This is a genomic window from Rhodococcus sp. BP-316 (assembly GCF_019836105.1).
In the GTDB taxonomy this organism is placed as follows: domain Bacteria; phylum Actinomycetota; class Actinomycetes; order Mycobacteriales; family Mycobacteriaceae; genus Rhodococcoides.
The window spans coordinates 107,624-128,720 of record NZ_JABUEE010000009.1; the positions used below are offsets into that span (position 1 = coordinate 107,624).

Consider the following 21,097-nt stretch of genomic DNA (forward strand, 5'->3'; position numbering starts at 1 on the left):
TGCTCATGTTACTCGTCCCGAGGTGAATTCGGATCGGGAACACCGGCGAGACGCGCTGCCATCCGCACGGCATCGGGTCGGGAGAGCTTCCCGACACGGTTCTGCGGCAGATCGTCCACAGCGAAGACGTACTCCGGCCAGTTGTGTCGTGGCACGCCGCGACGGGACAATCCGTCCGTCACCTCGGCCAGACCGAGAGCGCGTCCGTCGGTCACCACGAGGGCTCCGGCGCGCTCGGACAGCAGCTCGTCCGGGATCGGCACCACGCAGACCTGCACGATGCCGGGGACGCCGGCCACCGCCGCCTCGACCTCGTTGATGTCGATGTTGCGACCACCACGGATGATGATCTGCTTCTGCCTGCCCATCACGGTGATGGTGCCGTCGGTCGCCACCTCGACGAGGTCACCGGTCGGCAGGTATCCGTCGTCGGTCAGTGTCGGTGCCGCGACCTGTCCTCCCCGTGCATACCCGACGAACATCGAGGGTCCGCGGACCTGCGCGTCACCGATCTCCCCGGTGCCCACGTCCTCCCCCGCACCGTTCACGGCCCGCACGATCGTGCCGGGGAACGGCCGTCCGTCCGTACCGAGGCGAAGTCGAGGATCGTCGTCCGGGGTCGCGGTCGTGTGACCGAGGCACTCCGACATGCCGAACACCCGGAGGAACGTCGTTCCCAGGAACTGCTCGGCCCGTTCGAGAGCCGACGCGTTCATGGGCCCGCCGCCGACCGTCATCGCCCGCATCCCCGCGAGTCGACCGGCCCCGTTCTCGACGAGGGACAACTGCAGCGCCATCGTCGGCACCAGCATCGTCCAGCGGACGTCGTGGGCGGCCATCGCGTCGAGTGCGGCCACCGGTGACCACTTGCCGATCGACACCATCGGTCCGCCCACGAACAGCGGCAGATACATCCCGAAACATGCTGCGGCGACGGAGGACAGGGGGACGAAGGCGCCCACCGCGTCGCCCGGTCGCAGACCCACGGCGTCCCTCGTGCACGAACAGGCGTAGCGCAGTGCGTCCTCGGACTGGACGACGCACTTCGGGCGACCGGTGGATCCGGAGGTCATCGCGATGACACTGCCTCCGTTCCAGCGCGACACACCTCGCGGATCACCACGGCGAGCACGCAGATGACGGTCACCGACCGCCGCGTCGCCCGACGGGAAGTCCTGGTCGGACACCCCCCACTGTTCGAGTGTGCGGAGGTCGGCCACCACCATGTCGGGGTCGACGTCCTCGACGGCGAGCACGAATTCCGATGCTGTGGCATGCGGGCTGAGCACGGCGACCACGCCTCCGCGCAGACCGACCGACAGTGCGGTGGCCACCGTCTGCCAGGTGTTGTCCGCCTGGATCAGCACCGTGGGAGGTGTGGGGTCGTGCTGTGCCATGTGCTCGGCTCCGCGTTCGGCGGCAGCCATCACGTCGGCCAGTCGATGGGTGCCGTGCAGGTCGATCACGGCGATCGCGTCGGGGTGTTCCCGGACGCGGTCTCGCAGTTCGAGCGCGAGAGTCTTCACTGACGGTGGTCCTTTCCGGCATCACGTTCTGGGGTGGGCTCGTCGGACGTGGTGGGCAGGAGCACGGTTCGGCCGGCGTCCTCCCCGGCACGCAGACGCGCATAGGCGTCGATCGCCTCGTCGAGAGGTCGCGTGGTCACCTCGGGCAGCAGCGCCCCGGACTCCGCGAGCGCCACCACCTCCACCAGATCCGCGCGACTGCCCCAGAAGGGGGCCGAGACCTGCCACCCGGCGGCGATCCCCCGGTTCTTGGCCACCGACACGGACCCTCCGGCGCCCCCCACCACGACGAGGCGTCCTCCGGGTACGAGCGTGGCCAGCCCTTCGGCCATCGTGTCGTCGCTGCCCACGAAGTCGAACACCACGTCGACGCCCCCGAGATCTCTCGTGGCAGAGGCCGCCTCGGCCATGGACGAGTACACCGCGGCGGCGCCCATGGTCGTCGCGGATCTCCGAGCCGCGTCGCGCGGATCGACGGCCACCACGTGGCCGGCTCCCAGCAGCGACGCCATTCGGACCGCGAGGTGACCGAGACCGCCGACACCGACGATCACGACCACGGCGTTCGAGTCGAGGAGGTCGGCCTGACCGCTGACGGCGTGATGCACGGTGGCGCCCGCATCGGCGAGGGGCGCTGCGAGTTCCGGTGCCAGGGAACCGGTGTCGACCAGCACCCCGCCGTGCGGAACCACCATGTACTCGGCCAGTCCGCCCGGCGCGCCGAGGCCGTTGCCGATCACGGCGAGCCTGCCGTCGACCGGCCGCAGTGCCAGACAGTAGTTCTCCCGACCCCGGCGGCAGTTACGGCAGGTCCTGCAGGACCACACGCCGTGGACGACCACGGACGATCCCACCGTGCTCCCGTCGGCATCGGGGCCGGCACCGACGACGCGTCCGGCCACCTCGTGTCCCAGTGTGAGCGGCAACGGGTAGTCGAACCGTCCGGCCGGCGCATCGCAGACGGACAGATCGCTACGACACAGACCTGCCGCCGTGACTTCGAGCAGCAACTGCTCGCCCGTCGGTTCGGGAACGGGAATGTCCCGCAGCTCGGGAGCGGAGCCCCACTCGAGCAGTTGCACGGCCAGCATCAGCGCGCCGTCCAGCCGCCGTCGACCACCAGGGTGTGCCCGGTGACGTACGACGAGGCATCGGAGGCGAGGAACAGCACCGCGCCGTCCACCTCGCCCGCAGTACCCCCGCGACCGAGCATCGTGTTGCGCCGCACCCACCCGGCCGACTTCTCGTTCTCGAAGAGCCCGTCGGTCATCTCGGTGTCGAACCACCCGGGGACCACCGCGTTCACGCGGATCCGTCGTCGTCCCCACTGCCCGGCGAGTTCACGGGTCAGGCCGAGCACACCGGCCTTGGACGCCGCGTAACTCGCACCGCCGATGGGGGCGGTCGAGACGAGACCGACGACCGACGAGATGTTGACGATCGACACCGGGGCGGAGTCCGGCGTCGTCGAGGCGACGTGCACCGCCAGGTGGAAGCCTGCGAGGAGGTTCACCTGGAGGATCGCGGAGAAACCCTCCGCGGTCTCCTGCTCCGCGTCCGGTGGGCCGGGCATCCCGGCGTTGTTGATCAGGATGTCCAGGCGCCCGGTCTCCGCACGGCACCGATCCACCAGCGCTCGACGGTCCTCGTCCGAGGTCACATCGCATCGCACGGGAACGAGGCCCGGGACGGTCTCCGCCACCGCGGCCAGACGATCCGCGCGACGTGCCGCCGCGTACACCGTGGCTCCGGCGGCGGCGAGCGTCCGGGCGAACCCGAGACCGAGACCGGACGACGCTCCGGTCACCACCGCTGTTCGGCCGGTCAGATCGAACAAGGCGGCAGGGCTCGGGGTGTCGTTCACTTCTGTCACGTCCACGCCCTCCTCAGTAGACCGCGGTGCGGCCGCCGTCGACGGGAATGATGGCACCCGTCGTGTACGACGAGGCGTCACTCGCGAGATGTACGACGAGACCGGCGATCTCCTCGGGGCGACCCAGACGTCCCGATGGCAGCCGGTCGACGATCTTGCCGACGAACTCGTCGTCCCAGTGCTCGGCCATGTCCGTTGCAAATCCCCCGGGCATCACGCAGTTCACTCGCACGTGCGGCGCATACTCCTGCGCGAACGCCATGGTCAGCGCATTGAGGCCGTTCTTGGCCGCGGCGTACATGGCTTCGGGCGGGCTCGGTCGAACAGCTCCGATGCTCGAGATGTTGATGATCGACCCGCGCCCGGCGGCCGCCATCCGCGCTCCGGCCACCGCCATCAGCCTGAACGGACCCTTGAGATTGACCTCGATGGTCTTGTCCCACAGCCCTTCCGTCACTCCGACGAGGTTCTCGGACAGCGGTGCGATGCCGGCGTTGTTGACCACGATGTCGAGCGAGCCGAACTCGTCGACGATGGCGTCGACCGCGGGCTCGATCTCGTCCCAGCGACCGACGTGCAGAGCGCGGGCGTGAGCGCTGCCCACCGTCGACGGTCCGAGTGAGGCGACTGCCTCCTCGCACGCCTCGAGTTTGCGGCTGGACACCACGACGGTGGCGCCCGCGTCGCGCAGTCCACGAGCGATGGCGAGGCCGAGTCCGCGGCTCGCGCCGGTCACGAGGGCCACTCTGCCGGTGAGGGAATGCATGTCGGTCATCGGTACTTCTTCGTCTCGAGGCGGGCGATGGTCCGGAGATGGACCTCGCTCGGTCCGTCTGCGATCTGGAGGGCGCGGGTGATGGCGTGCAGGCGGGCCAGGACGAAATCGTCGCTGACGCCGGCCGCTCCGAACGTCTGAACGGCTCGGTCGACCACCTTGTGCGCCACCTCCATCGCCGCGACCTTGATCGCGGCGACCTCGGAGCGCGCCGAGGCGTTACCGCGGGTGTCCATCATCCAGGACGACTTCAGGACGAGCAGTCGGATCTGGTCTATCTCGATGCGGCTGCGCGCGATCCACTCGCGCACGACACCGCGATCGGCGAGCGGGGCACCGAAGGCGACTCGGTCGAGGGAGCGTCGGCACATCATCTCCAGAGCGCGCTCGGCCATGCCGACGGCGCGCATGGCGTAGTGCATCCGGCCCGGGCCGAGACGACCCTGCGCGATGGCGAAACCGTCACCCTCGGCTCCGAGCATGTTCGAGGCCGGCACTCGGACATCGGTGAACTGGACGTCGCCGTGCCCGAGACGGTCGTGAAAACCGAACATCGGGAGATCGCGCAGGACCTCGATGCCGGGACTGTCGGCGGGAACCAGGATCATGCTCTGCTGGCGGTAGGTCGGACCGTCCGGATCCGACTTGCCCATGAAGATGATGAGCTTGCAGTCCGGGTCGAGAACGCCGGAGGTGTACCACTTTCGGCCGTTGAGCACGTACTCGTCACCGTCGCGCCGGATCGTCGAGGTGATGTTGGTGGCGTCCGAGCTGGCCACGGCCGGCTCGGTCATGGCGAACGCGGACCGGATCCGACAGTCGAGCAACGGCTCGAGCCAGTCCTTCTTCTGCTCCTCGGTACCGAACATGGCGAGGATCTCCATGTTGCCGGTGTCCGGGGCGGAGCAGTTGATGGCCTCGTTGCCGATGATCGAGCGCCCGACCACCTCGGCGAGAGGGGCGTACTCGAGGTTGGTGAGTCCGGCCCCGAGCCCGTCGTGCGTCATGAACAGGTTCCACAGTCCCTGCGAGCGCGCGGTCTCCTGCAGTTCGCGCATCACCGCCGGCTGCTCGTGCTTGTTCGTGTTCGCCGCGATCTGCGCGTCGTACACCTTCTCGGCGGGCAGAACATGGTCGGTCATGAATGTCTCGAGGGTCTCGAGCAGCGCGTCGGTACGAGCACTGTAGGAGAAGTCCACGGTTGGCCTCCTGGAGGACGGATCGGGCGAGTGGATACGAGGGCGAGGGAGCTCAGGCGAGCAGGGCGGTGCCGGTGTCGATCAGCCGAGAGATGGTGGCGGGCAGCTTCTCCTGGTCCGGATCGTGATGACGGCCCTCCCGGTGACGACGCAGGTTGTGCCCCATGATGGCGGCCATCTTGAGTCGTCCCAGGGCGTCGAACCACGGCAGGTCGGGCAGGTCACGTCCCGCACCGGCGTAGATCTCCACCAACTCGTCGGCGCTCGGCAGACCGGGGACGGACCGCCCGACACCGGGGAAGTTGTCGCCGTCGGCGAAGACGAGGAACCACCCCAGCTCGACACGGGGGTCGCCCACACTCCAGATCTCCCAGTCGATGAGCGCGACCGGCTCGGTGCCGTCCGCGATCAGGTTGCCCAGGCGATAGTCACCGTGCACCAGCGTCGACGAGACCGCGTCCGGGACGCGGGCACCGAGGAGGCTCAGCAGTCTGTCTCCGCCCTCCACCAGTTCCGGTGGAACGGCGCCCAGAGTGCGAGCCCACCGGGCGAGTTCGTCACCCGGTGTGAGTGTGGGGCCGGCGTCGGGCACCGCTCGGTGATCGACCGCGTGCAGCTCGGGTAGGACCGCTGCCGCACGCCGCATGCGCGCTGCTGCGAGCTCCGGGTCGACGGCCGGATCGTCCAGAACAGGCTCGAGCGACTCACCGCGGACGAATGTCATGGCGTACCAGGAGGGCTCGGTGTCGTCGACCATCACGATCGTGGGCACCGGCACCGACGTACCCGCGAGTTCCCGCATGATGGTCGCCTGCCGCAGCATGTCGTGGCGCCCGACGGGGCGCTGCCCTGCGGGCACGGCCTTGACCACCAAGTCGGCGTCGTCGGTCCGCACGCGGTAGGTCAGGCCGGAGTGTCCTCCGAGGAGTGGATCGAAGCTGCGCAGCGAGCCGAGGCCACCGGTCTCGAGCTTCGCGGCGACGCGCTGCTGCAGTGCGGAGTGTGTCGTGTCGTCGGTGGTCACGGCCTCGGCTCTCGGGGAAGGCCGAGAACGCGCTCGGCGATGATGTTGTGTTGGATCTCGTCGGTGCCGCCGGCGATGCGGTATCCGGGCGCGCCCAGGACGTGTTCCGTCCAGGCGAACGTGCCCCATTCACCGGTGTCGGACACCAGATCGGAGCCGAGCATCCGCCGGACCGCCGCCGACGTCCGGGACATCGTGGTGGTCGCGAGCAGTTTGCCGACGGACGCCTCGGGGCCGGGATCGCGTCCGGAGACGACGACGCCGGCGACGCGCATGGCGGTGACGCGCTGAACATGGCTGTGCACGACGAGATCGGCAACCTGATCCAGCTCGATCTCGGTGAGGGGCCGACCCAGATTGCGTGCCAGTTCCACGGCACGGTCGGCGTTCGCCAGTCCGAGGTTGCCACCGTCGAGTCGTTCGGCCGCCAGCACGGTGAGAGCGACCTGCCACCCCTGCCCCTCCGGGCCGAGACGGTGCGCATCGGTCAGCCGCACGTTCTCGAGGTACACCTCGTTGAACGAGCTGCCACCCGTCATCTGCCGGATGGGGCGGACGGAGACGCCCTCCGCGTCCATCGGGACCAGGAAGACGGTGAGGCCCTTGTGCTTAGGCACCGAGGAATCGGTGCGGCACACTGCCACCCCGATGTCCGAGACCGTGGCTCCCGACGTCCAGACCTTGTGGCCGTTCAGCACCCACCCGTCGCCGTCACGGACCGCGCGGGTGCGGACGGCCGCGAGGTCGGAACCGGCCTCGGTCTCCGAGAAGAGTTGGCAGGCCATGAGGTCGGTGCGCAGCATCGCTCGCACGTACGTGGCGCGCTGCTCCGGCGTGCCCCATTTCTCGATCGTGGGCGCCACCAGTTGCTGTGTCACGGAGAACATCTCGGTGCGGCGCGGGACATCGAACCGGTCCTCCGCGCGGCGGAAGGCGAGTACGTGGGAGAGCGGAAGATCTCGTCCACCGTATTCCGCGGGCCAGTCGAGCGGACCCCACCCGGCGTCGAACTTCCGCCGTTCGTAGTCGCGGATGACGTCCGTGTGTCGTCGTTCCTCCTCGGGCGTCCAGTTCTCGAAGACGGCCACCGAGTCGGAGCCCTCGCCCCACGTCGTGCTGGTCCGCAGTGCGGCCACGCTGCTGAGCCACTCCGTCGCCTCGGCGGTGAAGGCTCGGACGTCGGACGACACGGTGCTGGTACTCATGGACTGACCTCGCTGGTCGGATCGGACTGGTTCAGACGGACAGAACGGTGCAGGCGCTGATGCCCGGTGCCCCGTAGACATGGGTGAAGCCGATGGACGGCCCGCCCGGCACCTGACGATCGCCGGCCTCGCCGCGCAACTGGGTGACCACCTCGTGCACCTGGCGCAGACCGGAGGCGCCGATCGGTTCACCGTTCGCGATGCACCCACCGTCGGTGTTGACGGGTAGACGCCCGCCGATCTCGGTGGCTCCCTCGGCGATCCACTGCTCCTGCTCGCCGTGCTCGCAGAAGCCGCACTCGGCCATGTGCATGAGTTCGGCGCCGCTCTCGGTGTCCTGCAGCTGGGCCACGTCGACATCCGACGGGGAGATTCCGGCCTGTTCGAAGGCGGCCGCGGCAGCATCCGCGCTGACGCTGGTGGGCTCGCCGACGCCCTGGACGGACGGACTGAAGACCTCGAAAGAACCGAATCGCCGGGTTCGATGTGTGATGGCGCGCAAGCGGATCGGCCGGCCCGTCAGCCGCTCCGCCACCTCGGGAGAGGCCACGATCACCGCCGCACCGCCTTCGCCGGGCGAACAGAACATGTAGCGGGTGAGGGGATCGTTCACCATGTCCGCGGAGGCGATCGCCTCGGCCGACATGGGTTCGCGGCGCCACGCATTGGGATTGAGCGCGCCATTGCGGTAGGACTTCTCGGCGACGCGTGCGAGCGTGTCCGGGGTGATGCCGTGCTGGCGCATGTACCGGGAGATCTTCGCGCCGAAGAACTGCGTGGTCACCATGAGACCCGCCTCGCCGTACCCCTCGGACAGACCCCACTCCGCGGGCGTGGGATCGAAGGCACCGCGCGGGTGCTTGTCGAAGCCCACGGCCAGGCCGATCGACGCCGATCCCGCCCGTACGGCGTTGACCGCCGAGAACAGGGCGCTGCCGCCGGTGGCACAGCCGTTCCGCACGTTGGTGAACGGCAGTCCGGTGAAACCGAGCTCGCTGACGAGCGTGTCGGCGAGGCCGGCGGAGTCGCTGCCGCCGAACGCCACATCGACGTCCGGCCAGGCGATTCCCGCGTCGGCGAGCGCGGCGGTGATGGCCGAGACGGCCATTGCGCGGCCACTGACACCGGGTTGGCGTCCGAACTTCGACAACCCGACTCCGACGATGACCACGGACTCGCTCATGCGGTATCTCCCACTGTGCTCGGTGCAGACGACGGACCGGCCTCGACGACCTCGAACCGGGGAACCGGGACGACGGCCGTGAGGTGGACGAGGGCTCCGTGCAGGTCGTCGACGTTCTCGGTGTCGAGAATCGCCTCGATCCGGATGCCTTCGCTCAACTCGACCCAGCCGACCGCGAACGGGGTGAACCCGCCCACGGGTGGCACGTACGGCGGCGACTTGGGCGGGAAGCGCTGCACCGTGTGGGCCCACACGGTGCCCGACGTACTCAGGTCGACGGGTTCTGCCGTGGGCGTGACGCACCGGGAGCAGAGAGTCGACGCGGGGAACGCGACCGTGCCGCACACGGTGCATCGGCTGCCCTGCAGCACGATCCGCTGCGCCTCGAGACTGTTCGTCATCGTGTTCCTTCCGCTCCCCGCCGACCGTCGTTCGTCCGTCGTGTCTCGCCGAGGGTCAGCGACCGACCCACTTCGGCTCACGCTTCTCGAGGAACGCGGTGACGCCTTCTCGTCCGTCCTCGGACTGCAGGGCGTTGCCCACGGCGAGATGCTCCATGACCATGAGGGACTGGATGTCCGCGTCGAGGCCGCGGTCGATCGTCATTTTGGTCAGCTTCATCATGAACGGGCTCTTGTCGGTGAGCTGCGCGATGAACTCCTCGACGGTCTTGTCCAGCTCGGCGGCCGGCGCGGACGCGTTGATGAGATCGAAGTCGGCAGCCTCGACACCGGAGAGCAGCTTGCCGGTCAGCATCAGTTCCTTCGTCTTGCGGATACCGATCATGCGCGGCAGGCGGTAGATGGGGCCTGCGCCGCCGAACAGTGCACGGCGGATGTGGAAGTCGCCGATCTTGGCGTCGTCGTCGGCGATGGCGAAGTCGCAGGAGATCATGAGTTCGAATCCACCGGCGGTGACGTAGCCCTCGAGGACTGCGACCGACGGAGTGTTCATGGAGTACAGACGGTCACAGACCTTGGCCGAGAGCACGGCGACGTCCATCGCGTTGGTGCTGCCGACATAGTCGGACAGCAGGATGTCGAGGTCGAACCCCGAGCAGAAGGTGTTGTTCACTCCGCGCAAGACCAGAACCTTGAGGTTCGGATCGGCGTCGACCTCGGCGATGATCTCGTCGAGTCGGTACAGCAGTTCCGGAGTCACCGCGTTCTTCTTGTGCGGGCGGTTGAGCCAGACGCGAGCGACCTCGCCGTCCTTCTCGAGCAGGATGTGGTCGGTGTCGATCATGGGATCTCCTTGGGCTGCGTCTTACTTGAACTGGATTCACTTCAGTTTTACGGCATGGGGTCGAGCGCGTCAAGCCTCGAATCGAACCGAGTTCAGTCCGATGAGGTCGGCAATGCGGCGGCGGTGATACACCGCATCTCCGAGCAGCGCCTCGTCACCGGTCGCTCGTCGGAAGTACCTGTGCGCCTGGTGCTCCCACGTGAAACCGACGCCACCGTGCAGCTGCACCGCCTCGGCAACCGACTCGGACGCGACCTCCGTGCACACGGCGCCGGCGATCGCGACCGCGAGCGCGGCACGGTCCGGGGAGCTGTCGTACAGCGCAGCAGCGAAGCGGGATGCCGATCGCGCTCGTTCGAGAGAGAGGAGCAGGTCGGCAAGTCGGTGCTTCACGGCCTGGAAGGAGCCGACGGGCCGGCCGAACTGCTGCCTGGTGGTGACGTACAGGACCGTCATCTCCAGCATGCGGTCGGCGATTCCCGTGTGCTCGCTCGCCAGCCCGATCGTCGCTCGCGCTCTCAGGTCGTCGAGAGCGGAGACCGTGCCTGCCACCTCGGTGAGCGCGGACGCCGCTGCCGAGTCGAGGTGCACGTCGGCGCGCGGCCGCGTCGGGTCGATGACCGTCCGCGGGACGACGCGCACCGCATCGGAGAGTGGTACGGCGAACACTCGGGCGCCGTCGGCCGTGTGCGCCCCGACCACGACGACATCGGCCGACGCACCGTGAACGATGTCGTTCACGACACCGCTCAGACGCCATCCGTCCGCCGTATGGTCGGCCGTGATCACCTGCGCGGCAGCGCGTCCCGTCTGCGTCACGGGCAGATGCACCGCGACGCGGAGCTCACCGGCCAGGGCACCGGACACCATCGCGTCCACGGTTCCGGCCGGCGCAAGCAGGAGCGCGTGCACGCCGACACCCGCCCCGAACAGCACCGGTTCCGACACGAGCGCTCGGCCGCACTCCTCCAGGACCACGGCCATGTCCGTCATCCCATACCCGAGGCCGCCGCGATTCTCGGGAACGGACAGCATGGTCACGGCCATGTCGTCCACGAGGGCCCGCCACAGTGCCGTCGGAGTCCCCTCGTCTCGCCCACTGTGCCGTGCAAGTACTGCGCGCATCGCGGACCGGAGATCGGCCTGCTCCGGCCCGGGAATCAGGCCCGCGGGCTCGGCTTCCGGCCAGGGCGAGTAGGTGACGTCATCGATCGCTACAGACATAACACTCCTGAGTCGAGTTCAGTTCTGTTTCGAGAGTATCGGCGAAATCGAGGACGTGCGGACTTTTATTGAACTAAGTTCGGTTCATGCTTCGAATCGAGTCCTATTACGCCACCCTCGACAGCGGTGATCTCGAGCGGGCCACCGACATGCTGGCGGAGAACGTCGCCTTCGTGATGATCGTTCCGACGGGAGCCCGAGCTGGCACCGGTCGCGCCGCGATGCTCGACTACCTCACCGGACGTCCCCCTGTCGGCCGGCAGCATCGGCTGCTGCGACGCGCACAGGACGGCGACGTCCAGTTCGCCCAGGGAGCCGTCACCGAGCACGGCGATGTCGTGACGGGATATTTCGTCGCGGCGATGCACCTCGACGAGAACGGACTGATCGACCGCTACCAGGTGTCGTTCGATCCCGACCACGCACTGGTGCCGTGGGCCGGTTCCGACGCGCCCTCGACCGACCCGACGGGAGCACGACGATGACGATTGATGCGACAGCAATCCTACGAACATGGTTCTCGTACATGGACTCCGAGGATCCGGACCGGGTGCTGACCATGATCACGGACGACTTCCGGATGTCCGTGCAGTTCTCCCGTGGGGAGGGAGCGTCCGCCGAATTCGTCGGCGACAGAGAGGGACTCGTCCTCTACCTCGCCCAGCGTGAGAAGAGCACCCTCGTTCATCACATCGACGTCGGATCCCGGGTGGGCGACGTGGAACTCGTACTGGGGCGGACCACGCGAGACGGCGACTTCGAGGCGTCCTTCAACGCGACCGCGTCGGTCGACGCGGCCGGCTCGATACGCCGGTTGCTCATCTGCCGGACACCGGAACTCGCATTCGACTGACGCCGTCGACCACAACTGACAGGAGACCCTCATGAGCACGTGGTGTCGTACGCTCGCGGCGCTGACATCGGCAGCCGCAGTCGGGTTGTCGGCGGCCTGCAGCGGTGGGGCGACAGCGTCCGGACCGGTGTCGGGCACGTGGGACGACGTGGTCGCCGCGGCGAAGGACGAGGGATCTGTCTACCTGTACTCGTCGCAACATCCCGAGAACCTCGCCTCGGTGAAGACCGGATTCGAGGCGACGTATCCCGGCATCACGCTGGAATTCACGCGGGGTTCCGACGTCGAACTGAACCCCCGCGTGGACGCGGAGCACAAGTCCGGGCGCGGGATCGGCGACGTCCACATGACCACCGACCCCGCGTGGATCCGCGCGGCCGCCGACTCGGGCGAGTACTCGGTGAACGTCGTCGGACCCTCGTTCGACAACCCCGACTACGGTCGAGACACCAGCGTGCTGGAGGACAAGCTCTTCCTCACCAGCGCCGCCGTTCTGGGGCTCGGCTGGAACACCACGGCACTGCCGGACGGTCTCGACAGTCCGGAGGATCTACTGGCTCCCGAACTGCGTGGACGTATCGGCGTCGTGAATCCGGCGGGCTTCGCCGCCGTGACCGATCAGTTCCGGTTTTTCGACCGCAACTGGTCACCCGACTACACCGACGAACTCGCGCAGAACGAGCCACGTGTCTATCCCGGTGTTCTGGCCGTCGCACAGGGCCTCGGGTCCGGAGAGATCATCGCCACGCCGATGGTCCAACCCCTCGTGCGCGAGCAGGAGGCAGGCGCACCCGTCGGGTGGTTCAGGCCGGACCCGGCGTGGGGCGCCCCCTACTACTCCCATGTTCTCGCGTCCGCACCGCACCCGAATGCAGCGCAACTTCTGGCCGACTTCCTCGTCTCCCCCGAGGGCCAGCAGGCGTTGTCGAAGGGGTACGCGAGTGTGCTGCCGAACATCCCGGAGTCGGTCGGACGCGCACAGGACCTCGCACTGACCGACCCCGCGGACCTCGACCCCGCAGCGGTCACCGAGTACCAGGCGGAGTGGGAACAGCGTTTCATCCGGTGACGTCGGGCTTCATCCGGTGATGCCGGCGGGCGGCGAAGGGGCACAGGCCATGACACGACCACCGACCGTCACACTCCTGACGCCGTTGCGTGTGCGCCGATTACGCATCATGTTGGGTTTCGAACTCGGCGCCGCCATCGGCATCTGGATCCTGGTTCTGGCGGTCCAGTGGACCCTGACCCGAGCAGGAGAATCCGCGTTCGCAGTGTCGGGCGTCCAGTTCGCCGCCAGCCTGCCCTTCTTTCTGCTCTCCCTCCCCCTCGGCGCGATAGCGGAGCACGCCGGCCATCGAACTCTGCTGACCGGCACGGCGATCGGTCTGCTGGTCACGTCGGCAGTGCTCACGGCGCTCCAGGCCCTCGACCTCGCGACGATGCCGGTTCTGATGGCGGCCGTGTTCCTGTCGGGGTGCGGTCTGGCGTCGGTGGCGATCGTCTGGCAATCGCTGCTGCCGACGCTGGCGACCCGCGAGATGATGACCGTCGTGCCCGCGATCGACGGCGCCATCTTCAACGGTGCACGCGCCATCGGTCCGGTACTCGGCGGGGCACTCCTGGCCGCATGGGGCGCCACCTCCACCTTCGCTCTCGTCACGGTCGTGTTCGCGATCTGCGTCGTCCTGGCGGCCGGTCAGATCCCGCCTCGGTCCGGGCGAGTTCCCAGGACCGAGTCGGTTCTCGAATCGGTGGCGACGAGTCTGCGGTTCATCCGTCATTCGCGATGGACGCGGAGACTGTTGTTCCGTGTCGTGATGTTCGGCCTGCCGGCGAGCTGCCTGTGGGCTCTGCTGCCGCTCGTGGCGTACGAGATGCTCCACGTGACGACGTTCGAGTTCGGAGTGTTGTCCGGGGCGATCGGTGTCGGCGCGGTGGCGGGCACCATCGCCTCGATGCCGCTTCGTCGACGCCTGAGCTGGAACGTGTTCGCGGCCCTGGGTTCTGCCGCGTACGCACTGGTTCTGCTCGGTCTCGCCTTCGTGCCGTGGATGCCGGTCGTGGTCGCTCTGTTGGTGATCGTCGGCGCGGCCTGGGTCGGCGTGCAGAGCACGTGGATGATCGCGACGCACGCGGTCGTGCCACCGTGGATCAAGGCCCGAGTCATCGCCGTCGTGATGCTGACGTTCCAGGGCAGCCAAGCGGTCGGTGCCCTTCTGTGGGGGCTCCTCGCCGACACGATGGGGCTCGTCTCCGCTGTCGCACTCTCCGCCGTCGCGATGTCGGTGTCGTCGATCGGACTGCTGCGCCGAGGCATTCTGCCCAGCGACTCCATCGCGCCCGACCCGTCCGGTGCCGCCGGACCGCCGGAACTCGAACCGGGTCATCGTGGCGCGACAATCGTCGTCGAGACGACGTACGTGGTCCGTCCGCAGCGGGCGGACCACTTCGTCCACGCCATGACTCGTCTGAGGTCGTCGCGCCTGCGCCTCGGCGCATCGCGATGGGCGCTGACCAGGGTGAGCGACTCCGCCTCGACGTACGTCGAGTTCTGCACCTTCCGGAACTGGGCCGAGTACTCCGCCCAGGAGACCGTGCGTCTCACCGTTCCGGAACGGCTCGTCCGAACGGATCTCGCGCTCGACCTGGCGGAGGAACCACGTGTTCGAGTCCTCGTCCGCCCCAGAACACCCGCCGACAGAACCGAGTCCGCATGAACGACCACTTTCCCCACCTCTTCTCACCGATCCGAATCGGCGGACTCACGTTGAAGAACCGACTGGTCGCGCTCCCGGCGGGCACGTCGATGGCGGTCGACGGTGTGCCCACCCACGGGGACACCGAGCACGTCGAGCGTCTGGCCGCGGGTGGAGTGGGCTTGATCATCGGGGGTGCCACGGTCGTGCACCCGACGACGACGCTGCGCTCGCGCAAGCTGATCGAGGCCTACCGGGTCGACGTCATTCCGAGCACAGCGGCCAAAGTGTCTGCCGCGCATCGCCACGACGCACGATTCATCGGCCAACTCTGTCATCTCGGACGTGAGTTCATCGGCGGCGAATCGGATGCGCCACCCTCCGCGCCCTCGGCGATCAAGACCGCGCGCGACGCCTACCCACCCCACGAACTGTCGGTCGCGGAGATCGAGGACATCGTCGAGGGATGGCGCACGTCGACGCGAAACCTGGTGCGAGCAGGTGTCGACGGTGTGGAGCTCCATGCTGCGCACGGGTACCTCCCCGCTCAGTTCATGTCCCCGCTCACGAACCGACGGACGGACGATTTCGGCGGCACGTTCGACGGCCGAATGCGCTTCACCCGGATGGTGATCGAGGCGATGCGGTCGGAGATGCCCGCGGGGCTCGCACTCGGAGTGAGGTTGAGCGGGGAGGAGGAGATCCCCGGCGGAATGTCGATCGACGACTGCGTTCGCATCGCCGAGAACGTGGCCGCGGTCGGCGTCGACTACTTCAGTATCACCCACGGCACCCGCGGGAAGTACGTCAAGGATTCCACCGGCGCGGACGCGGTCGCGATCCCGTCGGCTGCGAGGGTCCGATCGGCGACCGGGACACCGACTCTCGTCGGACAGCGAATACGCGATGCGGGCGTTGCGGACCACGCCATCAAGACCGGACAGGTGGACATGGTCGGCATGGCACGGGCGCTGATAGCGGACCCCGAACTGCCGAACAAGTCCCGAACCGGTCGCCTCGACGAGATACGCGGTTGCCTCGGCGTCAACCAGGACTGCAGGGCCTTCGACCCGCATCTGCACTGCGCGGTCAATGCCGAGATCGGGCGCGGTCGACACGTCGACGTCGGTCGACGAGCCCGCGCGACGAAGGACGTCATCGTGATCGGCGGCGGCCCCGCCGGCCTGGAAGCCGCTCGCGTGGCCGCAGGGAGGGGCCACCGCGTCACCGTGTTCGAGAAGAGCAGTGCCCTCGGAGGATCCGTACGCGTCGCTGCCTCGGCGCCCCATCGCGCGACGCTCATCGACATCGTCGACTATCTGGAACGTGAGATGCGTCGGCTGAAGGTCGAGGTTCACCTGTCGGCCGGAATCGGCGAGGACGACCTGGACGAGATTCGCTCCGCGTCGGACCACATCGTGGTGGCGACAGGATCGCGTCCCGCGGACGTGACCCCGTCGCTCCGGACGCGGACCTCCTACAGCGTCGACGATGTTCTGCTCGGCCGCGTCTCGGCCGATGCCGGCAGGGTGGTGGTGTTCGACGACGGTGACGGCTTCTGGCCGGCGTACAGCGCAGCCGAAGCACTCGTGCAGCGTGGCTGGGAGGTCACCGTGGCCACGACGCTCACGGCTCTCGCGTCCCGAATCCCCACCGAGAGTTCAGGACCGCTGCTCGATCGACTGGGTGACGCAGGGGTCGACGTCAAGGTCGCGCATGCCCTTCACGTTCCCGACGACCCGGCAGATCCGGTGACCTTGCGCCCGATCTTCGGGGCCGGCGACCTGCCCTACGAGGACGCCGCCATCGTGTGGCACCAGCCGCGAGTGGCACTGTCGTCGTTCGGACTGGACTCGAGCTCCACCGTCAGCGTCATCGGAGATTGCGTCACACCACGGCGCATCGGTCACGCGATCGCAGAGGGATATCGAACAGGCGCAGAACTCTAGAATCCCGATGCCGCTGAACCGCAGCAGCGGCACATCACGAAAGAAATGGAGACACATCATGTCGTTCGTACTCGTGCACGGTGCCGGAATGGGCGCGTCGTGTTGGGACCGCCTCGTACCGCGTTTGACCGGTCGCGTGGTCGCGGTCGACCTTCCCGGCCGCGGTGAACGCGCAGACATCGACCTGCGCACCGTCACCCTGGAGGACTGCGCCGACGCAATCGTTGCGGACGTGGAGCGTGAAAATGTCACCGACATCGTGCTGGTGGCCCACTCGTTCGCCGGAGTGTCGGTCCCGCGCGTTCTCGACAGGCTGCAGGACCGTGTCCGGCACGTGGTCTTCCTGGCCGCGGTGGTCCCGCCGGACGGAACGGCGGTGATCGACGGGATCGATCCTGCGGTTCGCGACATCGTGAAGGCGTCCATCGTGGACGGCAGATACGTCCAGGGCCCCGAGGGGGCACAGGCCATGTTGTGCAACGACATGGACGACGAGCAGACCGCGTGGACTCTCGAGCAGCTCGTCGACGACTCCGGCGCGCTGCTCACCGAGACCGTCGATCTCTCCGGCCTCCGGGTCGACGTCCCCCGCACCTACATCCGGACGGCGAGGGACACGTGCTACCCGCCGGAACTGCAGGAAGCCTCGTCCGCACTGGTCCGCGCCGGAGCCGGGTCGGGGCACGTCGTGCACATGGACTCCGGACACATGCCGATGATCAGCGCCCCCGACCGCCTCGCAACGCTGCTCGACTCCCTCTCCGCCGACTGAGTTCCGACGGTGACGCCCGCGAGGTCATCCCAGTCGGACGAGCGTCTTACCTATGTTCTCCCCTGCCAGCATCGAGACCAGTGCGGCCGGGGCCGAATCGAGCCCGTCGAACACCCATTCGTCGTACCCGAGACGGCCCGCGTCGATGAGGGAGGTGATCTCCGCGCGCATGTCGGATTCGAGGTGCAGGAACGATCCGGCCCGGTACCCCCGCATCGACAGATTCTTCGACACGAACTGGAACAGGTTGCCGGGAAGACTCGGCGCGTCGGCCGCGTCGTACTGGGACATCTGGCCGCACATCGCGATACGTCCGTTCGGTCGGAGTGCGTCGATCGCTGCAGTCAGGTGATCACCGCCGACACAGTCGAAGTACGCGTCGATGCCGTCGGGAGCCGCGGCGGCCACCGCCGCGGGCAGAGATTCGTGATGATCGAAGGCGTCCGCCAGGCCGGACGCTCGCAAATGGGCCACCTTGGCCGCTGACCCTGCCGATCCGATGACGGTGGCCCCTCGTGCCACCGCGAGTCCCGCCGCGAGCCCACCGACCGCACCGGCAGCGGACGACACCCACACCGTGTCCGCGGGCCCCACGTCGAGGATGCCGATCATCCCCGCGTACGCGGTGAGACCGGAACTGCCCAGGGGCCCGAGGAACCACTGTTCGGGCAGACCGCCCGGACGGACGACGGTGGGCGACCCGTAGCCGCCGATCGTCGCGGTGTCAGCCGAGATGAGGGCGTGATCACGGAAACCCAGTGTGTGAGTGACGATGTCACCGACAGCGAAAGCGGAGCTTTCCGATCGTTCGACGACGCCGAGAGCGAGACCTTCCAGTGCCTGCCCCGGCGCGAAGGGCGGCAGATAGCCTCCCGGCGTCTGCCTCGACAGCCGGATGCGGATCGACGGATCGATCGAGAGCCACGTGTTGCGGACGAGCACGTCGCCGGAACGGAGCTCGGGCACCGGCGCCTCCACCACCTCGAGGTCGCCACCCGCCAGTGCGCCGTTCGGCCACGAGCGCAACACGACATGACGGGTCGAGGTCACCCCGGTCATGCCGCACCTACCGCGCTCGGGGTCATCCCGGTCCACCGCCGGAAGGCACGCCGGAACGCCCGTGGTTCCGAGTAGCCCAATCGGGCCGACACGATGTCCAGGGCCTCGCCGCGCCGAAGCGCCTCCACCGCGCGGGCGGCGTCGTGTCGAGCACGCAGAGCACCCAGAGTGGTCGACTCACCGGCGAGCAGGCGCCGTAGGTGCGGCTCGCTGATGTGGAGAGCACGGGCCACCGCGGTGGTGCTCGGCAGGGGTCCGCGGCCACAGGATGCGAACTCGCACAACACCCGTCGAGATACCGGTCCGAGTTCGATCCCTCCGGATCGCGTGTCGGTCATCGGTCCCCCACGGTCCGAGACGACCTGGCGGGCGTCCGCCGCACGACTGGCGGGCTCCACGCCCGGTCCGAGGGTCCGTACAGCCGCAGCATCAACCGGAAGTCTCCGGACGGAGTCGGGAGCCAGTTGCTCGTCCCTTCCGCGGGCGGGGTCGACGCGAGTCGAACGGTCAGGGATCCGTCGTGCGCCACCGTCACGCCGGGCGTCCGGTCGGTGATTGCATATCGGCCGATCGAGTTCTCGCACAGCAGTCCTCGCTTGTGGTAGACGGTGAGGGACCAGAAGAAGCGCGCCGGCGGCGCCTCGCCGGCAGCGAAAGTGATGTCGTAGGAATGCGCACCCGACAAGGGGCGCCCACCGTCGTCCACCTCACACACCGGGTACAGCGCCTCGTCCGCCGGGTTGACGTAGATCTGAGACAACGCGACGGCCGCGCGCAGAAGATGGTCGTCGCCGAAATCCGTGCCGAGTTCGTTGACCGACCAGCCGTTCGTCGTCCGGCCCAGCGACCTCACCCGGTCGGCGATCGCATCCAGGCCGTCGGACAACCCTGCTGCGAACTGCGAACGTGCTCGCGTGAACTGTTCCCCTGCGTGCAGCGCTCTACGCAGTCGTGCCATGCTCTCGCGGACCGCGGGTGGCACGTCCGCCGCCGCGACACCGGCGACGGCGTGGTCCAGCGAGTCGAGAAAGGCTTCCGGATCGCGTAGTTCGTCATCGCGTTCACGGAGGACGAGCGTGCGGGTGGCAGCGTCGCACGCAGCTCCGGGCGCACGCGGCCCGTCCAGCACGATGGCGTCCTGCACGGCGATCACTCGCCGGAGATCCTCGGCATCGTCCGGTCGCACCAGGATGCGCACTGCAACCATGACATGACGTGTTCGGCAGGCCACCAGTAGTTCGTCGTCCGCCATGACCACCTCGCTGCCCGAGCGGACGATATGCAGTGTCGGCAAACGGCTCCCGTGTGTCCGCAGACCCTGTACCGCGATGGTCGTCGAGTCGGCCTCACCTAGCTGAATGCAGTAGTAGCGGTCACCGAGATCGGGCATTCGAAGCGTGAACGACCCGACATCGAGGTCGACGAAGGCCAGTGAGTAGAGCGTGTCCACGTTGGGAGCCACTCCTGCGGTGAGGGTGGGATCGGACAACCTGCGCTGATGGCCCATCGTGTTCAGCGCTGCACCCGCCGATGTGAGCGGCCGGTCCACGTCAGGCTCCAGCGGGGATGTGAACCGGAGACGCAGTCGCTGAGCGAAGACGAGCGGAAATCCCCAGATCTGCAGCGCGCGCGCGTCGCGGAACAGCTCGTCGCCACCATCCGAGCAGTCGGGTGCAGTCACACCACGACCATAACTGAAGTGAGTTCGATTAGGCTAGGGACTCTCAGTGACATTGCGAGCCCTCGACCGTCAGGAGAAGTCATGTCCCAGGAGGAGGCGCACGATCGTCGGCGCCCGCGCCGGGTCTACGCCGTAGGTGCCGAACCGGACGCACGGTTCAGCCTGGCGAACGAGCGGACGTACCTCGCGTGGATTCGAACATCGTTGGCGTTCATGGCAGCCGGAGTCGCGCTCGACGTGTTCGAGGTCGGAAGGGACACGACGCCCGCACGCATCGCATCGGTGCTGCTGATCGGATGCTCCGTCGTTCTGCCGCTGCACGCGTGGTGGGCCTGGGGCGCAGTCGAATCGAGCCTGCGCCGTAATCGGCCGCTTCCGTCCCCTCGTGTCGGAGCACCCCTGGCCGTCCTGCTGGCGGTGGCCGCAGCGCTGGTCGTCTGGTCGGTCTTCTCGTGACGGGACCACCCGAGGACAGGCCAGCGGGCGCACTCGGGGACGGTGGTCTCCAGGTCGAACGGACGGCGCTCGCCTGGCGGCGCACCGAGTGCTCGGTGGCGGTGTGCGCCCTGGTGGGTCTGCGCCTGGCCACCCACCAGGGTGACGTACCGACGGCTGTAGCCGCCGGCGTCGTACTGACCGGCGCCGTCGCTGCGCTCGTCGTCGACATCGTTCGGCGACGGAAGCGCAGGCGCGCGGACGCCGGCCCGGACGCGCCGCGAGGAATCCCGGCGCGCGCTCACGTACTGGCAGTCCTCACTGCGAGTCTCGGCGTCCTGGCACTGATCGTGGCCCGCACCGTGACGTTCGGCCCCGGGCACTGAGCCCGGGGC

Annotated in this window: 22 protein-coding genes; 8 read left to right on the forward strand and 14 right to left on the reverse strand. The window is 68.1% G+C overall.

Translation table 11 applies throughout. The features are described 5' to 3' along the window. Positions 1-8 precede the first annotated feature (8 nt). The 11 genes from HQ312_RS17830 to HQ312_RS17880 form a co-directional block, all read right to left on the reverse strand. Positions 9-1,526: a class I adenylate-forming enzyme family protein gene (locus HQ312_RS17830; RefSeq protein ID WP_222639905.1), complete on the reverse strand. Its 1,518-nt coding sequence runs from the start codon at positions 1,524-1,526 to the stop codon at positions 9-11. Further along, complete coding sequence (locus HQ312_RS17835) at positions 1,523-2,617, reverse strand: alcohol dehydrogenase catalytic domain-containing protein (protein ID WP_222639916.1); 1,095 nt, start codon at positions 2,615-2,617, stop codon at positions 1,523-1,525. The genes HQ312_RS17830 and HQ312_RS17835 overlap by 4 nt, the downstream gene beginning before the upstream one ends. Continuing rightward, a complete protein-coding gene (locus tag HQ312_RS17840) occupies positions 2,617-3,399 on the reverse strand; it encodes an SDR family NAD(P)-dependent oxidoreductase (protein ID WP_222639919.1) in 783 nt (260 codons plus the stop codon). The genes HQ312_RS17835 and HQ312_RS17840 overlap by 1 nt, the downstream gene beginning before the upstream one ends. A 13-nt stretch (positions 3,400-3,412) precedes the next feature. Continuing rightward, positions 3,413-4,174, reverse strand: a complete 762-nt coding sequence (locus HQ312_RS17845; RefSeq protein WP_374198308.1) for an SDR family NAD(P)-dependent oxidoreductase — start codon at positions 4,172-4,174, stop codon at positions 3,413-3,415. Next, positions 4,171-5,373 carry an acyl-CoA dehydrogenase family protein gene (locus HQ312_RS17850; RefSeq protein ID WP_042575773.1) on the reverse strand — a complete coding sequence of 401 codons (1,203 nt, stop codon included), beginning with the start codon at positions 5,371-5,373 and terminating at the stop codon, positions 4,171-4,173. Before HQ312_RS17850 ends, HQ312_RS17845 begins: the two co-directional genes overlap by 4 nt. A 52-nt stretch (positions 5,374-5,425) precedes the next feature. Beyond that, positions 5,426-6,397: a phosphotransferase family protein gene (locus HQ312_RS17855; RefSeq protein ID WP_222639922.1), complete on the reverse strand. Its 972-nt coding sequence runs from the start codon at positions 6,395-6,397 to the stop codon at positions 5,426-5,428. Next, positions 6,394-7,602 (reverse strand): acyl-CoA dehydrogenase family protein, encoded by a 1,209-nt coding sequence (locus HQ312_RS17860; protein ID WP_222639930.1) that lies wholly within the window; start codon positions 7,600-7,602, stop codon positions 6,394-6,396. The genes HQ312_RS17855 and HQ312_RS17860 overlap by 4 nt, the downstream gene beginning before the upstream one ends. A 31-nt stretch (positions 7,603-7,633) precedes the next feature. Further along, complete coding sequence (locus tag HQ312_RS17865) at positions 7,634-8,785, reverse strand: thiolase family protein (RefSeq protein ID WP_027504433.1); 1,152 nt, start codon at positions 8,783-8,785, stop codon at positions 7,634-7,636. After that, positions 8,782-9,186, reverse strand: coding sequence for a Zn-ribbon domain-containing OB-fold protein (locus HQ312_RS17870; RefSeq protein WP_222639936.1), 405 nt, complete (start codon positions 9,184-9,186; stop codon positions 8,782-8,784). The genes HQ312_RS17865 and HQ312_RS17870 overlap by 4 nt, the downstream gene beginning before the upstream one ends. Before the next feature lie 55 nt (positions 9,187-9,241). Next, positions 9,242-10,030: an enoyl-CoA hydratase/isomerase family protein gene (locus HQ312_RS17875; RefSeq protein WP_042575769.1), complete on the reverse strand. Its 789-nt coding sequence runs from the start codon at positions 10,028-10,030 to the stop codon at positions 9,242-9,244. A 69-nt stretch (positions 10,031-10,099) separates the two neighbouring features. Then, positions 10,100-11,254 (reverse strand): acyl-CoA dehydrogenase family protein, encoded by a 1,155-nt coding sequence (locus HQ312_RS17880; RefSeq protein WP_222639943.1) that lies wholly within the window; start codon positions 11,252-11,254, stop codon positions 10,100-10,102. Between the two features lie 86 nt (positions 11,255-11,340). Here HQ312_RS17880 and HQ312_RS17885 point away from each other — a divergent pair, with 86 nt between their 5' ends. Genes HQ312_RS17885 through HQ312_RS17910 form a run of 6 tightly spaced genes read left to right on the forward strand, consistent with a single transcriptional unit; the run spans position 11,341 to position 17,527 of the window. Continuing rightward, on the forward strand, positions 11,341-11,739 hold the full coding sequence (locus HQ312_RS17885; protein WP_222639945.1) for a nuclear transport factor 2 family protein: 399 nt from the start codon (positions 11,341-11,343) through the stop codon (positions 11,737-11,739). Next, on the forward strand, positions 11,736-12,107 hold the full coding sequence (locus tag HQ312_RS17890) for a hypothetical protein (protein WP_222639947.1): 372 nt from the start codon (positions 11,736-11,738) through the stop codon (positions 12,105-12,107). Before HQ312_RS17885 ends, HQ312_RS17890 begins: the two co-directional genes overlap by 4 nt. 31 nt (positions 12,108-12,138) lie before the next feature. After that, complete coding sequence (locus tag HQ312_RS17895) at positions 12,139-13,176, forward strand: ABC transporter substrate-binding protein (protein ID WP_222639949.1); 1,038 nt, start codon at positions 12,139-12,141, stop codon at positions 13,174-13,176. A gap of 49 nt (positions 13,177-13,225) precedes the next feature. Beyond that, positions 13,226-14,827 carry an MFS transporter gene (locus HQ312_RS17900; protein ID WP_222639958.1) on the forward strand — a complete coding sequence of 534 codons (1,602 nt, stop codon included), beginning with the start codon at positions 13,226-13,228 and terminating at the stop codon, positions 14,825-14,827. Further along, on the forward strand, positions 14,824-16,755 hold the full coding sequence (locus HQ312_RS17905) for an FAD-dependent oxidoreductase (protein WP_222639966.1): 1,932 nt from the start codon (positions 14,824-14,826) through the stop codon (positions 16,753-16,755). Before HQ312_RS17900 ends, HQ312_RS17905 begins: the two co-directional genes overlap by 4 nt. A gap of 58 nt (positions 16,756-16,813) precedes the next feature. Further along, complete coding sequence (locus tag HQ312_RS17910; protein ID WP_222639968.1) at positions 16,814-17,527, forward strand: alpha/beta fold hydrolase; 714 nt, start codon at positions 16,814-16,816, stop codon at positions 17,525-17,527. 24 nt (positions 17,528-17,551) lie between these two features. On the opposite strand, the gene HQ312_RS17915 is transcribed toward HQ312_RS17910, so the two are convergent. Genes HQ312_RS17915 through HQ312_RS17925 form a run of 3 tightly spaced genes read right to left on the reverse strand, consistent with a single transcriptional unit; the run spans position 17,552 to position 20,267 of the window. After that, entirely contained in the window at positions 17,552-18,586 is a 1,035-nt protein-coding gene (locus tag HQ312_RS17915) for an NADP-dependent oxidoreductase (protein ID WP_222639975.1), read from the reverse strand. Beyond that, positions 18,583-18,924: a helix-turn-helix domain-containing protein gene (locus HQ312_RS17920; protein ID WP_222639982.1), complete on the reverse strand. Its 342-nt coding sequence runs from the start codon at positions 18,922-18,924 to the stop codon at positions 18,583-18,585. Before HQ312_RS17920 ends, HQ312_RS17915 begins: the two co-directional genes overlap by 4 nt. After that, positions 18,921-20,267, reverse strand: a complete 1,347-nt coding sequence (locus HQ312_RS17925; protein ID WP_222639990.1) for a DUF1254 domain-containing protein — start codon at positions 20,265-20,267, stop codon at positions 18,921-18,923. The genes HQ312_RS17920 and HQ312_RS17925 overlap by 4 nt, the downstream gene beginning before the upstream one ends. A gap of 81 nt (positions 20,268-20,348) precedes the next feature. On the opposite strand from HQ312_RS17925, the gene HQ312_RS17930 reads away from it, so the two are divergent. Then, positions 20,349-20,723, forward strand: coding sequence for a YidH family protein (locus HQ312_RS17930; protein ID WP_222639993.1), 375 nt, complete (start codon positions 20,349-20,351; stop codon positions 20,721-20,723). Next, a complete protein-coding gene (locus HQ312_RS17935) occupies positions 20,720-21,088 on the forward strand; it encodes a DUF202 domain-containing protein (RefSeq protein WP_222639995.1) in 369 nt (122 codons plus the stop codon). Before HQ312_RS17930 ends, HQ312_RS17935 begins: the two co-directional genes overlap by 4 nt. Positions 21,089-21,097: the final 9 nt, after the last annotated feature.